We start from the raw sequence: 17054 nt of genomic DNA, 5'->3' as shown, positions 1-17054 counted from the left end.
CTTCTAAGGAAGAACCGTGCCAGCCCGTCGTCATGTGACGGGCATCACCCAATTAAATTGCAGAGTCGTTATTTTACTATCCGGGACTCGGCTTTCATCGATAGATGTAGTAGCTGAGCAAATAATCCGGGTCGCGCTCGTCGCTGGCCGAGTCTGAGGGGGCTTGCCAGCGCAATAAAATTGGTGGGGAATCTATCGTGCGTCGGTCATGGGTTTGCACAATATCGCTGGCTTTGTTAGCCGCTCCGGTTTCGACTTATGCCCAAGGTACATCGGTCACCTTGCGGGACAGTTTCCCGATCGGCAGCAGCGATGGCACCCTGTGCCAGGTGCAGGACCGAAGCATCGAAAACAAAGCCAAGAACAACATGTTCGATCGCAGCTGGGCCGTGGTGTGCCGGGACTCGGCGCGGCCGGTTGCCTTTGTCTTCTCTTCGCGGTCACCTGCGCAGCAATTGCAGGAAAGGATCAATCCCTATCGCGCCGAACCGGTTTCTTGCGCCGATGGCAAAACGCGGGCGGCGGTGACCGACGGCTTCATGCATATCCAGTGTCAGCTGGTGGCCGAACCTGTCGCCTATTCGGTCTTTACCGGCGAGCGGAACGGCGTAGCCTATGTCGCGGAAGGGCTTGCCGCCTATGACAGCGCGACTCTGCTGGCGCTTAAATCTGTCTTGCAGGACAGTATCGCAAAAGGCCGGATCGAAGTCGCATCGACGTCGATGGAAGATCCGACTGCGTTCGCCCGGGTACAGGCCGCGACCCTCAAACCCGACCAGGCCCTGGCCGAAGGCTACCGTCGCAATCTCAGCGGCGACTATGCGGAAGCGGCAGCCTTTTTTGAAACGCTGCAGCAGCGCACATCCGGCCTGGACGGCGAAGACGTCAACCCCCAGGAATATTCGCTCAACAGAGCCCTGCAAAAATCAAATCTTGGCGAGTTTGCCGAAGCCGACCAACTGTTTGAACAGGCCAGAATTCTGGATAAAGGCGATCCGATAACGGAGAGGCTGCAGCGGAATTTTGAAGCGATGCACATGCTCAACCAAGGGCAGTTCACGGCAGCGATTGACCGTCTCAACACCGCTCTGGATTCGTCCCTTGGCAAAAGAACAGCCCTGACCGAGCGGCTGGAAATCACGGCTCCGATTTCCATGCGCATCAATGGCAACGCACAGACGCGCAATCTCCTCGGCTTTGTCGACGAGACAAAGCTGAGCGTGACGGAAAGGGCCGAGATAATCGACGCCCAGGCCTTGCAGCTTCTCGGTACCGCGCAGCGTCTGACTGGCGACCAGACGGCCGCCCGCACGTCCCTCATTTCAGCCTACAACCGCTCGGTCGCCGTGCGAGACGGACGCGTAACCTCGATCACTCGGCTGAGAGCCCAGACGCTCGCGGAACTGTCGCTGCTTGCGGAAGCCGCTGGCCAGCTACCCGAAGCGGAACAATTGCTCCGCGACGGGCTGGAATTGCTGAGCATCCAATATCCCGAAACCCGGGCGGTCAATGGTGCCAAGGCCCGTCTTGCCGCTTTTCTGCTGCGACGGGGACAGGAGGCCGAGGCCCGCCTGCTATATGACGAGGTTGTGGACAGCTCGCTGGGCAAGCGCAGCGCCATTTCCGGGATCGCCAATCAGCTTGCCCCGTATTTTCGGCTGCTGGCGGACGACCAGACGGCATCGGACCAGTTTTTCAAGGCCTCCCAGATGTTGGTCCGACCAGGCGTGGCCGAAACCCAGGCCATCCTGTCGCGTGAGTTGAGCGGGGGCACCGACGACGCCGCACGCCTGTTCCGGCAGTCTACCAATCTGGCACGCGATATCGAACGGCTGCGGATACGGTTTGCAGCGCTCAACCGGGTCGAACAGACGCCCTCCGTAGTCAGCGAGCGACAGGATCTCGGCAATGAAATCGAAACCCTGGAACGCAACCAGCAACTGACGCAGGTCCGGCTGTCCGAATTTCCGCAATATCGCGCCGTAAGCGACCGGTTTCTCAGCCTCGCCGATTTGCGCAGCACCATTCAGCCGAACGAAGCCTATTTGCAGATGGCGATTGTCGGCCGTGAGATCTTCATGTTCTATGCCGATCAATCGCATGCGGCGGTCCACCGGCTTGCGATTGATGAAGCCACGCTCGACAGCAAGGTGGATCGCATCCGGGATTCGATCTCCGTTCTCGAAAATGGTCAATATGTTACCTATCCCTTCGACATGGAAACCGCGCGGGAACTCTATGTCCAGATCATCGAGCCTTTCGCTGACCAGCTTGCCGGCAAAACCCATCTGATATTTGAGCCGGACGGTGCCATGCTGCGCCTGCCCGTGAATTTGCTGGTAGCGGACGATGCATCGGTTTCGCAATATCTTGCCTCCACCGAAGCACCGGACGGCGATCCCTTTGATTATGCCGCGGTCAACTGGCTCGGCCGGACGATCAACGTCAGCACCGCCGTATCGGCTCCGGCCTTCGCCGACGCCCGGCAGGCGCCACAGTCCACGGCCTCGCTGCAATATTTGGGCTTCGGCAGGAACCAACCGGTCCTCGCCAGCACCAAGGTCGCCGCCAGCCGCGTCGACGACCGGAACATGGATCCCCGTTGCCAGTGGCCGCTTAGCCAGTGGAACAGCCCGATTTCCGATCGCGAACTGCTGACCGCGCAATCGCTGATCGGCGCCACAAGCTCCGACGTGATCACCGGCGGCGCCTTCACCGACACCGGGATATTGGCGAAAAGCAATATCGGTGACTACCGTATCCTGCATTTCGCCACCCATGGCCTGGTGACGGCGCCGACACCATCCTGCCCGGCGAAACCCGCACTGGTCACCTCCTTTGGGGGTGGGGGCTCCGACGGGTTGCTCGCATTCGACGAGATCTTCGATCTCAAGCTCGACGCGGATATCATCATCCTGTCCGCCTGCGACACCGCAGGCAAGGCCAGCATAGCGGTAACGCGCGAAGCGGGCGTGAGCAGTGGCGGCGGAACGGCGCTCGACGGCCTGGTCCGATCCTTCATCGGTGCCGGGGGCCGTTCGGTGCTCGCCAGTCACTGGCCGGCGCCCGATGAATTCCGCGCGACCGAACGGCTGATCAACGGCTTGTTCCGTGACGGTCGCGGCAATTCCATCGGCGACGCGCTGAGGCACTCGCAGCTGGAGCTGATGAACGACCCGGTCACTTCCCATCCCTTTTACTGGGCGGGCTTTGCCCTCATCGGGGATGGTGACCGGGCCTTCCTGCCAGACAATGCCTCGGCGTCGGCCAGCAATGATTCCCTGCCAGAGATCGCACGAGCAGCATCGAAATAGTGACCGAAACCGTTCCACCGACAGACCCGGCCAAAAACAACCGAGACGTCAAGGAGGGAGCAAGAGGCGTGCTCCAGTCGCTGCGCCGTCTGTTCGACCAGCTGGGGCCGATCCGCCTTGCCTCAACCGTGCTGTTCATGGTCCTTGCGCTTCTTGTCGCGCGCTTCAGCTGGACCACTCCGCTGATCCAGGAGGCCGAGCGCGCGCTGTACGATCTGCGCGCGTCGGTGTTCGCTCCGGAAGTCGAAAAGGACGAGAGGATCGTCATGGTCGTCTATAACGAGGATACGCTGAAACTGACGGGCCAGCGCTCTCCGGTGGACCGCACGATCCTCGCCCAGGCGCTCGAAACGATCGACGCGGCCAATCCCCGATCGATCGGCATCGATATCCTGTTCACGATGCCGCAGGACGACGATCCGCTGCTGATTTCTGCCTTCGAGAATATCCGCACTCCAACCTACCTGGCTTACGCCGATCCGGAGGAGAATCCCGAGATCACGTTTGCCGAACATGAATTTCTCCAGCAGTTTTTCGATACCGTGCGCAGCGACCACGTGAAGCCGACCAACATCAAGCTGGAAACCGACAGCGACGGTGTCCAGCGGAGATGGACGCCGCACAAGCCCGGCGCGCCGCCATTCATGGCGATTGCGCTGACCCGCCCGAACCCGAAATTTGCCGCCAATGATGGCGCGATCCGCTATCATGTTCCTGCGACCACGGATGTGCCGGTGTTTGACCGCTTTCCCATCGAAAGCTTCGCCGACCCGGCGATCGCCGAGATGCTCGGCCCCTTCCTTGCCGGCAAGCATGTGCTGATCGGTGGCGACTTCATCGACCGCGACCGGTTTGAGACGCCGGTCGGCGGTCTGGCCAACATCGCCGGAGATGACGGCAAGATGATCGGGCTGGAAGTGCATGCCCATATGCTCGCCCAGTTGCTCAATGGCGACCTGCCTGCCCCCATTCCCGGCTGGACCCTGTGGATCGGGGCGCTGATAGTGGCCATTTGCGGAGGCCTGTCTGCGCTTATCGTGGGCAAGGCTGCGAAAGTCGGCCTGGTTCTGATCGGCCAGTTCGCCTTTTTCCTGACCTTTCCCTTCATCCTGCAGAATATTGGCATTGATACGCTGTCGCTGCCGGCCTTTGGCTGGGGTGTCGGCTGGCTGCTGGGCTACGCCTCGGTTGGCTCGGCCGCCCGCACGTTGAATGCGAAGCAGCGGGCGTTCGCCCAGAGCGCGTTGGGCAAATATTTGCCCAAATCGATCGCGACCGAGATCCTCAAAGATCCCGAGAAACTGGCCCTGCATGGAGAAAAGCGGAAAATCTTCGCCGTCTTTACCGATCTCGAGGGCTTTACCAAGCTGACCCATGCCATCGAACCGGAAATGGTCGCTACGCTGCTGAACGATTATCTGGATCGATTGAGCGAGGTGGCGCTGGAATATGGCGGAACCATCGACAAGTTTGTCGGCGATGCCCTGGTAACCTTCTGGGGCGCACCCATTGCCTATCCGGACGACGGCGAAAGGGCGGCGAAGGCCGCCTATGCGCTGTATCTGGCCGGGGAGGAATTTCGCAAGAACGTCCCCGACGGCGTGCCACCGATCGGCAGGACCCGGGTCGGCATGCACTACGGCGATGCGATTGTCGGGAACTTCGGGGGCGAAGGCCGGATCCAGTATACGGCGCTCGGCGACGCGATGAACACGGCAGCGCGGCTGGAGGCGGCCAACAAGTCGCTCGACACGAAGGTCCTGCTGAGCCGCGAAGCGATGGAACGCACCGGCCTCGACTGGTTCCGCCCAATGGGACGGATCACTCTGCGCGGACGGTCGACCCCGGTCGAGGTCTTTGAGCCGGTGCCGGACTGGGCAGAAAAAGATCGTGCGGCAGTGACGGCAGTCATAGCGGCCCATGAAAAGGGTGATACGGGTTCAATTCAGGCACTCGGTGCCATCATCAAGCAATATGGCGAAGACTTGGGTCTCGCCAATTTGCGGCAAAGACTGGAAAAGACAAGAAATGGAGAAAGCTATGCACTTGGATAAAATGGGGTCCGCACGGTTCGGAAAGATTGCATCTCGCATGACAAAAGCGGCTTTCGGCACGATATTGCTGTTTGGAGCAGGTCATGCTGCGATGGCGCAGAATATGGTCGTTCGATCGACCGGACCATCGGCCAGCAGCTACCCCGCGGGCAAAAAAATGGCCAATGATGCAAAAATCTCGCTCAAGGCGCAGGATCAGGTGACAATCCTCACGCCGTCGGGCACCCGCGTCCTGAAGGGGCCCGGCAACTATTCCCTGGCGCAGGGTGGCGGTTCCGCATCCAGTGCGTCGGGTCGGTTGTCGAGTTTCATCAACAACCGCGGCAGCAGCCGCGCCCGCACCGGAGCGGTTCGCTCGGCAGTCAGCGCCGCGGTCGAAACACCCAGCAATCCCAACCTTTGGTTCCTTGACGTGACCAAGGGCGGAAAATTCTGTGTCGCGGATCCGGATGCGCTGGTTGTCTGGCGGCCAGACTATACCGGCTCGGCGACGGCTTCCATCGTCGAACCGAAGAACGGCAATGTCACCGAAATTGCCTGGCGCAAGGGCAGCGCGCTCAAGGCCTGGCCAAAAGACGTCCTGCCGGTGGTCGATGGCGCCAACTATCGCCTGCTCGGGTCGAGCGTGCAGCAATCGGTCGAGGTGAATTTTATCGTGCTGGGCAGCGAGCCGGCTGATCTGGATGACGCAGCGGCCATGCTGATTGAAAATGGCTGCGACGGCCAGCTGGACCTACTCGTCGAAACGGTCAATGCCAACAGCGGCGACCCGGCTGATCAGGGTTAGCCACAAGAAAAAATCTGCCGTCCGGAATGAGGGCTGGACGGCAGACTGACTATTAGATGTTCCGAGGGTCGCGCCAGGATTATCGCATTACGGTGAAAAATATGCCGCGCGCGCGCACTATGTTTCGGAAATCTGCTCTGGTGGCATCTGTCGCCTTGTGTTCATCAGCCATGCCAGCCTGGGGACAAGCTTCGGTTGCCGCACCGACCAGGGAAGAAATCCAGCGGGGGATCATCGATGAGGCGCTGAAGGGCCAGGCACAGGCACTGACAGTTACCGGAGATGTCGAGCGTTCGCCCTGCCCGCTTGCCGCACCGGAGTTCGCCGATGTACGCTTTACGCTGAGATCGGTTGAGTTTGGCGGCCTGATTTCGGTCGGGCCTGAATCCCTGAACCCCTCCTACGCGGAATATGTCGGGCAGGACCTTCCGGTTTCCGTAATTTGTGAGATCCGGGACAGGGCGGCGACCATATTGCGCCGCGATGGCTATCTCGCAGCCGTACAGGTCCCTCCCCAGACGATAGACCAGGGCAATGTGCGTTTCGATGTGCTGATGGCGCGGATGACCGAAGTGCAGGTCCGGGGTGACGCGGGATCATCCGAAGCCTTGTTGCAGAAATATATCGCCAAGCTCGCTGCCCAGCCGGTTTTCAACATCAACACTGCCGATCGCTATCTGCTGCTGGCACGGGATATTCCGGGGCTTGACGTGCGCCTCTCGCTGCGTCCGGTATCCGCCGAATCCGGAGGAAGGCCCGGAGAAGTTGTCGGCGAATTCAACGTGGTTCGCACCCCCATCTATGCGGACATCAATCTGCAGAATTTCGGATCGGAAGAAGTGGGCCGCTTCGGAGGTCTGGCCCGGATCCGACTCAACGGGCTGACAGGAATGGGAGACCAGACCGTGATCAGCGGCTATTCCACTTCCGATTTCAAGGAGCAGCAGGTGCTGCAGGCCGGCCACGAATTCCGGGTTGGGGGCGAAGGTCTTAAATTCGGGGGGAATTTCACCTATGCGTGGACCAGACCCGAACTGGCTGGCGGCTTCGACATCAGTTCAGAAACACTGGTTGCCGGTGCCTACGCGACCTACCCTTTGATCCGCAAGCAGTCGCGCAATATCTTCGCGACTGTCGGCCTCGACTATATTGACCAGAAAACCGACATTTTGGGCACCCGTACCAATGAAGACCGGCTCAGCATCGCCTATGCACGGTTGGATTTCAGCCAGATAGAATCCGACAGCATCGCCGGCCGAGGGGGCTATTCCGCGTTCGAACCCAAATGGGGCCTCGGTGGTTCTCTGGAAATCCGGCAGGGACTGGATATTCTGGGGGCAAGCCAGGGCTGCGGCCCCGGCTTTGTCAATTGCATTGGCCAGACCGTTTTCCCGACGCGGGCTGATGGCGATCCCACCGCCTTCGTGATCCGGGGCGAAGCCAGGATCGACTTTCGGCCGACCCCCCTGCTTGCCTTCACGCTCAAGCCGCGGGCCCAATATTCGCCGGATGCCCTGTTCTCCTATGAAGAGATTTCCGGCGGCAACTATACCACCGGACGGGGCTACGACCCCGGGACAATCATCGGCGACAGCGGCTACGGCCTGCAGACAGAGCTGAGCTACGGCTCGCTTCAACCGGACACACCCGAAGGCATCGCGATCCAGCCCTATCTGTTTTTCGACCTGATGGGCGTTTGGAACAAGAACACCCTAGGGGATCCCGACAGGCTCTATTCCGCCGGCGGTGGCGTGCGCGCAACCATCGGTCAACAGGCCAGCCTGGATCTCGTCACCGTCGTACCCCTGAAACGCGCCGGCTTCCAGACCCGCCGCGACAGTGCCCGGGCCCTGCTGACACTCACTGTGCAGCTTGCACCTTGGAGGCGCAAATGATGCGGCAAAACTTTTATCAAATGATATTTGAATTGAGGATAGGCCAATGACAAGCAGAGCCAAAAAGACCCCACAGAAATCCATAACGGGGCGATCCAGAAAAATGCGGTGGCTATCGGGTACTTCCGTCGCTGCCGCTGCAGTCCTGCTGGCTTCCGCGCCGCTGGCGGTTAAAGGTCAGTCAGCATTCACACCTGTAGCGGGACGAGCTTTTCAGGCCGATGCTGAAACCCTATCAAATGCAACTCTCGCGCAAAACACCAATCTTGACGTAATCACGCTTCAAGGCAGCGAGGCATTCATCAACTGGCAACCACTCGATACGAATGCAGCAACATTTGATCCGGTCACTGGCCTAGTCAACAATCCGATCAACATATTGCCGAGCGGCAGAACGCTTAGATTCCAGTCGGACGGCTTCGATTATACGATTTTGAATCGCGTTCTTCCGGTGGCTACTGCCGACGGAAGGCCAGCGCAATTTAGTGGCACGGTTGAAAGCCTGATCAGCGGAGCGCCTGGTGGCAATGTCTGGTTCTACAGCCCGGGTGGCATCATTGCCGCTACCGGTTCGACATTTGATGTTGGCAGTCTGGTGCTGACTGCCAATGCTATCGACACCAACTCAGGGCTGTTCAGCAACGGCGGAGCAATTCTCTTCCGGGGCACTACTGATAGCAAATCGGCTGTAATCGTTGAGTCCGGTGCTACAATAAACGTTCTGAACAATGGTAGTAGCTACGTCGCGTTGGTGGCACCGCGCGTCGTTCAGAGTGGCCTCGTCAATGTCGATGGTTCTGTCGCCTATGTCGCAGCTGAACAGGCGGACCTGATCATCAACAATGGCCTGTTTGACATCACGATCGGTGTAGGCACCGGCGATGGAAACGGCATTGTCCACACCGGCACAACCACCGGACCCGAAGCACAAACCACAACCAGTCCGTTCAATTTCGATTACCAAACGATTGTGGCCACCGCGGTTCCGAAGAACCAGGCGATGACCATGTTGCTGTCGGGTTCGATGGGCTACGTTGCGGCCAATTCTGCTGTCGCAGGTCAGCACGAAGGTACAATCATCCTGACCGCAGGTGGCGGCGTCGGCACCAGCGGAGGCAACCAGATTGCGGTCAAAACCGTCGATCCGGCCATCGAAGCCAGCATCAACTTCGGCAATATCGCTTTATACGGCGATGTCGATGTCTTTGCCAATAACGATATCAATTTTATCGGCGCAGCGGGCGGCAGTATTACATCCAACAACGGGGTTGGCTTTCGGGGATCGAGTTTCACCGCCGGCGATTCAATCAGTATTGAACTGGTTTCGGGATCGGATTCGACCTTTACCGGCAATACCGTCCTCAATGCGGCAAATAGTATCGACCTTATAACCAATCTCGACGCGCAAATGCTTTTCCTCGGAGATCTAAACGCGTCCGCTTCTTCCGGGGCTTGGGGCGGCATCATTAGTATCAGCAGCACTGGGGATGGCACCGTTGCCGGTACCAGTGGCATCCGCGTTGATGGCGAGTTTACGGCCAATGCCGGTGTGGCGGGCAGAGACAGCCGTTTCGCGACACTAGACGGTGGTACCGATACATTTGGTGGCACCATTAATGTGGACCTGAAGAATGGCGGCATTCTCGAGGTCACCAATCAACAAACATTTGGAGCGTTTGGCCGGTCAATCTTCAACGTTGGCGCTGCCCCGATCATGGGTCTGGTAACGGCAGGAGAGGCCACGAGCGGGACGATCAATTTCAATATCGGTCCAGGCGGCCAGTTGATAACCGCGGGGCTTTTTGGCCTGACTGTTGACGCGCGCGGTTCAGGCGGGTCAAATTTCCGCGGCACCGCGACCGGCGGTACCAGTACCGGCGGAACAATCAGTTTCAACGTCATTGGCGGAACCGTCAGCGGCACAACCTTGACCATCGACGCGGGTGCAGAGGCCTCGAGCAATGCATCCGGAAATCTGTTGGCAAGCCAGAATGGTGCAGCAGGCGGATCTGTCACCGCCAATTTCACCAATGCCATCGTAAACCTGTCCGACCGTTTGAACCTCTACAACGATGCCAGAGCCGCGAGATCATATGATGCTGCGGGCAACGAAATTTCCGGCAATGTGACGGGCGGTGCCTTGTCGGTCAATTTTGATAATAGCACCGCCACGGTGGACAGCATCGTTCTTGGAACCAATGGTTCCAGCGCACTGGCTGGCACTGTAGCGCCAGGGTCAGCCGGGAGCGGTGTTGCATTAAATGTGCTCAACGGCTCGAACATCACTGTTGCGAACCAGTTGGCGATCGATACGTCGGGTTCAACCGCTGGCCCCGGCAGCGTCACCGCTTCGGCCGACATCAATCTGCACGTCGATAACGCAACGTTGGCTGCCAACGGCTCGTTCTTGCTCGACGCCTCACGATCCACTGCCGCTGGCGCTGGCGCAGCGAATACCGGAATAGCGGGAACAATCAACGTCACCGTGCAGGGTGGTGGCAAACTGTCTGGAACGGCTTTTGCCGCCACCACCGACGCGACGTCGCAAACATCCGGCGGCCGTGCGTCGGCCGGGGATATCAATTTCAATGTCAATGGCGGAACGGTGAGCCTGTCCGATGATATCACGGACCCATCGTTTCCGGATCCGTCCTTGGCCTTAACAGCCAGCGGTTTTGGGCGCGGCAACAGTCTCGACGGCGCTTCGAGCAATCGGGGTGCCGGACAGGGCGGCAATATCGTTATCACGCTTCAGAATGCGGGCGTGTTCGATGCCGAAACCATTTCGGTCTTTACCAATGGCGAAATTGCCATAGGCGCCGAAGGGCCAGACCCGGTGACCGGACAAGGTGGTAATGGCATTGCCGGCAGCACGACCTTCAACCTGCTGAGTGGCACGTTTACCGGCGGTGATCTTGCCGTCGCTTCGGACGGTTTCGCTTCCTTCGGCGGCAGCTCCGGACCCATCGGCTTTCCATCGGTTCCCGGTGTCGTGGGCAGCGGCGGCGATGGCAGCGGTGGTGTTGTAATCTTCAACCTGCAAGGCGCAAATGTTACGGTGGACAATCTGACGGTCAGTGCCGACGGCTTTGGTGGCGATGGCGGCAGTTCCAGTGACTTCGACGGTACAGACATGGCCGGAAACGGTGGTTCGGGCACGGGCGGAACCGCAAATTTCAACGCCAGTTCCGGCTCGTTGACGGTCAATAGCACTTTGCTGGTTTCAGCCGGCGGTTTCGGCGGGAATGGCGGCCAGGGCCAGGGCAATGATGCAGGCAATGGCGGGGACTCCCTGGGCGGAAACGCCACGTTCAACCTCAATGGCACGGCCAGTGGCATCGCCGACATCGCCGATATTTCGGCGAGCACAACCGGCGGGGCTGGTGGTGATGCATTGGCCGGTAACACGCCAACTCCCTCCCCAACCGTCGGAAAAGCGGGCGATGGCGGCAATGCAGTTGCCGGCGATGCCACGTTCAACAATGTCAGTGGCGATATCAGTTACAACAGTTTGAGCGTAAGCGCGATCGGCACGGGTGGTAGTGCCGGACGCGGCGGCTCTTTCACCTTCAATCCCGTGACTGGATCGAATGATCTTTTTGTCGAGAGCTATATCGGCCAGACCGGCGGCAATGGCGGCAGCGGAACCGGCGGCAACGCAACCATAAATCTGGGGCAGGATGATCCCAATCCGGTTCAGTATACAGTCGATGCCAGCGGTGTTGGCGCAGCCGGGAGCTTTGGCACAACCGGTGGAAACGGGGGTGATGCCCAGGGCGGCACAGCGGAGATCAATGTTATCGACGCGACCGTCGTGTTTGACGACCCCAGCATCATTGCCAACGCCACCGGCGGTGACGGAGCGACCGGACAGAATGATTTCTCGACATTCAACACGGGCAATAGCGGTAGCGGCGGTAACGCGGTGGGCGGCACCGCGAGACTGGAAGTTACCGGCACCAACGGCAATATCGACATCGGCTTCATTGTCCAGCAATCCAATGCCGTAGGTGGTCAGGGCGCGAACGGATATGACAATTTTTCGGGCAATGCCGGCAGCGGCGGTGATGGCGGCAACGCCACTGGTGGCCGGTCGGAACTGATCGCTCGAACCGGCGGAACGATCAACCTGACCTCGAGCACGTTTGATTTTACCAGCACCGGCACTGGCGGCGCGGGCGGCGATGGCGGAAATACTTATTCCAACACACCGGGTGATGGCGGTGACGGTGGCCTTGGCACTGGCGGGACCGCTTTGTTTCTGGCGCAAGGGGGCACCATCACTGGGCAGGATGTCAACTTCACGGTAGCAGGTATCGGCGGTGACGGCGATATCGGCGGCACATACGGATATGGATATGGCGCTACCGATGGTGTGACCGGGACGGGCGGCAATGGAACCGGCGGAACCGCAACCATCGAGGTGCAAGAAGGCAGTCGGGGTATCATCACTTTGGGCAATGTCGTGGCCACCGCCAATGGCATGGCCGGCGTGGGCGGTTTTTCGTTCGCCGGATTCGGTGGCCGCATTGAAATCACCGACAGTTCCACCGATCCGGCCGGGTTGATCACGCTGGGCAGCCTGACTGCAAACGCCTTTGATGCCAGTAGCGGCTCGATCGCTTTGTCCAACACGGTGCCATTGGGCGGCTTTTATGTGACCGGAAATAGCGGTGCCATGGCGATCCTTGGCGACCTTACGGTCAATGTTGTCGGTAATATCGAGTATGATTTCGACGGCGATGGCCATATGACGGTTGGCGGCAATGCGGTACTGAACAGCAGTCAGGACATGCTGGTCAATCACACCAACAATTTGACGCCGGTGAATTCCATCGATGTTGGTGGCACGTTCAACGCGACCGCCCAACGCAATTTCAATGCTGCCGCCGACTCGATCCTGAATGCCGGATCCACCATGACCATCCGGGCCGAGCTTGACGCCTCGCTCAATGATGGGCGCGCGGTTACCGATCTTCTTTTGTCCGCTGGACAGCACGCCATGGTGAAAAATGCAACGGTGACTGGCGCACCGCTGACCAATGCGATCACCTTCGGCACCCAGATCAATTCTGGCGTTACGATATTGGCGGGCTTTAGCCCCACACCGACTCCGGCACCTTATGATCCTAACTATGATGCGACCGTGACCGGCAATATTATGTCGACGGGCTTCGTCAACATCAACGCTGGCGGCAGTGCCACGTTCCAAACTGGTGCCAATGTGATGTCGGACAATGGCGTCTTGGTCCGCACCGGTGACGATATCATTGTCCAGACGGGAGCGGTTGTTGAAGCAGCCATAAATCCGGTGGACGCGCCCGATCTTGTCTCGCCCTTCTTCACGGGCAATAATCTCAGACTGGATGCCGGCGGGCTGTTGTTCAGTCTGAATTCAACGCCGTTGACTCCGATCGCCTCCATTGTCGCAGCCGGTACGCTGGATGCCAATAATTTTGCAATCGACCTGACGGCCGAGGCCATCGATGGGTTGGGCGGAACGGCTACCGCAAGCTCCATTTCTGCTGACGTCAGAAATGCGCCTCCCAATGGCGTCGCTCAATTGGATGACAACGGCTTGTTGAGCGCGCAATGTTTGCAGGGCAATGTCTGTCTCGGTACCTTGAACATCGACAATATCGTCGGCATCGGTCAGGTAAGCACGCCCGATGTCATCCAGGCGATAGTCGAGAGCGGCACGGTCACGGCCAATGACATTCTGGTCACCACGCGCCGTGACATCATCATGGGCACCGACGGGATTGCCACCGTGCTCGATGCGGCGAACCGTTTCCTGGTCCAGAGCAACGAAGGCAATGTCGACCTGCGCAACGCTTCTGCCAGCAGCGCCAGTATTCAGGTCAGCGCGGTGAACGGCAGTTTGCTCGGCAGCGGATCGCTGACCAGCACCAATGATATCGGCATTACCGTAGGAGCCGACATCAATGCTGCAACCATCGACACCGGTGGAGAACTGACAACGGTCGCGGATGTTGGCGGTGCCCTGGAGGGATTTTACTCCGTACCGGGTAGCATGTCGGTAGGGCTGCTGACCGTAGGAGTCGACGCGGTCAATTACGATGCGGGAGGCGATTTCTTTTTCGGCTTTATCGATGTACTAGGAACCGATATTTTCCTTTTCGCACCGCAAACCATTTCGGTCGACAGCACGTCGGGCGCCGACAATATCGATTTTGACGGCGGCGATATCCTGTTGGGCGACATATCGGCTGCAAATGATATCAATCTCAACTCTGCGTCTGGAATTAACTTCGGGTCAATCGTCGCAGTTAATTCTCTCAACATGTCCGCGGGTGATATTTTTGGCGGCTTCCTCGATGCTGGTGATCTGACAGCCGATGCTGCGGGCACCATCGCTTTCACCGAAGCAACCAGCAGCGACTTCATATCCATGACGGCGGGCGGCGATATCGTCGGCGGTGATCTTGACGCCACCAATGATTTAAATCTCTCAGGCGGCAATATTGCGATCGAGGATGCAATAGCCGGAATGGTCAATTTTACGACTGCCACAAATATCCTTTTCAACGCTCTTACATCAACCAATGCCGTGATGCTCACTGCTGCCGTTGGCAGAATTGGAATGAATACCGCGGCTGGCGATATAGACAGCGGTGGTGAGGTGATGTTGGCGGCTCAAACACTAGTTTTGAACGATGTGACATCGGCTGGTTCAGTTACCGCAGACGCCACCGCAGGTGATGCCAGCTTCGGTACCGTCAACGCGACCAATGACATCATCGTCTCGGCAACCGGAAGTCCAACGCTGGCCAATGCGATCAGCGGCGGCAACACCAGTGTCACGGGCGCATCGGTAACACTTAACAATGGCACTGTCGGGGGCAACCTCCTGCTCAATGCCGTTGCTGGCAATCTTGATGGCAATGGCACCGTTACTGTTGGAGGTGGCATTGATCTGGATGCGACCGGCGATATCGGCTTTGGCGATCTTGACGCGCAGGGCGGCACATTCACCGTCGATGCCGGCGGCAATATCAATTTCCGCAGCGCGAGCAGCAGCGACAATATGACGCTTAACGCAGATGGCGACATCGATTTCGACAGCGCCGCCGGCGGTGATCTTACGATCGACGGTACCGCTATTGCATTCGGCTCTGCGAGCGGCGGTAATATTGGACTGACCAGTAATGGCCCGATCGATTTTATGGCAATTGATGCCGCTGGCAGCGTCAACATTGACGCCACGACAGGCATTCAGTCCGGCGATCTCAGCGGCGGTGACATCAACGCCGGCGGCCCTGTGACGATAGTCACGAATCGCGACATTTTTCTCGGCGATGTGACGGGCGGTTCCAATGTGCGGGTTACGACCAGAAGCGACAAGAACATAACGGCCGGATCGCTCAACAGCGGGACCAACGTGATCTTCCGGTCGCAAGGTAATTTTATCGCCGATCAAGCGAATGCTGCAAAGACCGGTCAGGGGCTGGTCGACATCGAAGCCGACGGCGGCATTACGCTGCGCAACGTCTCGGGCAATGATATCGATCTGACCGCTTCAAACGGGATGGTCAACGTGACCAACAATGTTGATGCAACCAATATTCTGATCGCTTTGGGTCAGGCCGTCTCTATTGCTACACAGCAGGATATGGTTGTCCGGGCGGATGCAACAAACGGTGGTATCGGACTATCATCGGCAGCCGATTTGGTGGTTCAGGGATCGCAAGCAACCGGGAACATCGTGATTGCTGCCGGTGGTTCGGCGACTCTGAATGACGCGTCAAGTATCAGCGCTTCTGATTCGACCGGTTTCAGCAGCTCGCCAAATACCGTCTCAATCGGCGGCAATATCTCGATCACTGCCGGCAATGATGTGCTGATCAACCGTCCGGTGAACGCAGCAAATGATCTGCAGCTCACCGCTGGCGGCCAGATCGATATTGGGGCAAATGTTATTGGCGGAACTATTAGAACCGTCAGTTCCGACATGAACATCGGTTCGGCTGGCAATCTTGGTCAGAGTGCTGCGACCAGCGACATCCAGATATTCACCGATGGCACGACCCAGATGGTGCTCGGTGACGGGTCCGACCTCGTTGGCAGGTTCACTCTCGACAACGACGAATTCAGCCGGATCCAATCAGGTGGGGACCTGTCAATTGACGTCGTCGAAACGGGGCTCGGCGGATTTGACCTGACGATTCAGGACCTTTCGGCGAGCGCGTTTTCTGACGGTAATTTTGCTCGAAACGGAAATTTCAATATTTCCGCCGATCAATCCATAAGAGTGGACGGCCGCTTGTCTGTCGGAGGTGACTTTGACACCAAACTCAATCTCGCCGCTGGCGATGATCTGTTCGTCAACGCCGCAACGGGCGCTATCGGGATAGGAAATGACAGTAGCCTGTCGGGTATTCTGTCCCTCACGGCACGCAATATATACGCGATGACCGATCAGGCATTTGTCGATATTCAAGGCATGAGTACCGCCGAAATTGATGTGCGACTTGCCCAGAACGACGCTATTGTCCGGGATGAAGGATTTATCTTCGGGGACACGATCAGCGTCAATCTGCTAGCCAGCCAGTTCTATGTTCAGAATACGGGCAGCGGCACGGATTTCGATGCCCGGCGTGGCTTCGTGGTCGGCGCTGGCAGTTTGACTATAAATACTGGTCCCAGTGGCATCACACCCATCGTCATAAATGGCACGATCAATGGCGTGACGGGTATAGCGGTCATTCCAGCCACGACGATAACGGGAGCTGGCTTCAATCAACAATCAACCATCAACGGCTGCGTGATCAACAATCCGGCCAGCTGCGGCGTAACCCCGACGCCAACTCCAACTCCAACTCCAACTCCAACCCCAACTCCAACCCCAACTCCAACTCCAACGCCAACGCCCACGCCCACGCCCACGCCCACGCCCACGCCTACTCCTACTCCTACTCCTACTCCTACTCCTACTCCTACTCCTACTCCTACTCCTACTCCTACTCCTACTCCTACTCCTACT

The 17054-nt window shown here is 58.4% G+C and carries 5 protein-coding genes; all 5 read left to right on the top strand.

Annotated elements, in window-relative coordinates; all coding sequences use genetic code 11:
- Positions 1-197 precede the first annotated feature (197 nt).
- Positions 198-3314, top strand: a complete 3117-nt coding sequence (locus tag V7650_RS00180; protein ID WP_335654222.1) for a CHAT domain-containing protein — start codon at positions 198-200, stop codon at positions 3312-3314.
- A gap of 68 nt (positions 3315-3382) precedes the next feature.
- Entirely contained in the window at positions 3383-5368 is a 1986-nt protein-coding gene (locus V7650_RS00175) for an adenylate/guanylate cyclase domain-containing protein (protein WP_335654221.1), read from the top strand.
- Between the two features lie 37 nt (positions 5369-5405).
- Positions 5406-6155, top strand: coding sequence for a hypothetical protein (locus V7650_RS00170; RefSeq protein ID WP_335654220.1), 750 nt, complete (start codon positions 5406-5408; stop codon positions 6153-6155).
- A gap of 140 nt (positions 6156-6295) precedes the next feature.
- A complete protein-coding gene (locus tag V7650_RS00165; RefSeq protein ID WP_335654219.1) occupies positions 6296-8050 on the top strand; it encodes a ShlB/FhaC/HecB family hemolysin secretion/activation protein in 1755 nt (584 codons plus the stop codon).
- A gap of 46 nt (positions 8051-8096) precedes the next feature.
- On the top strand, positions 8097-17054 hold an 8958-nt coding region (locus V7650_RS00160), incomplete at its 3' end, for a hypothetical protein (RefSeq protein WP_335654218.1).

Origin of the sequence: Parasphingorhabdus sp., from assembly GCF_036964565.1 — a bacterium.
In the GTDB taxonomy this organism is placed as follows: domain Bacteria; phylum Pseudomonadota; class Alphaproteobacteria; order Sphingomonadales; family Sphingomonadaceae; genus Parasphingorhabdus.
The sequence above is the reverse complement of the archived record's forward strand: the minus strand, read 5'-3'. Positions and strand labels throughout refer to the sequence as shown.

What these genes read in the sequence shown, in the direction of transcription:
- V7650_RS00170 (WP_335654220.1), top strand. Translation starts at nt 5,406, where the DNA reads ATGACAAAAGCGGCTTTCGGCACGATATTGCTGTTTGGAGCAGGTCAT.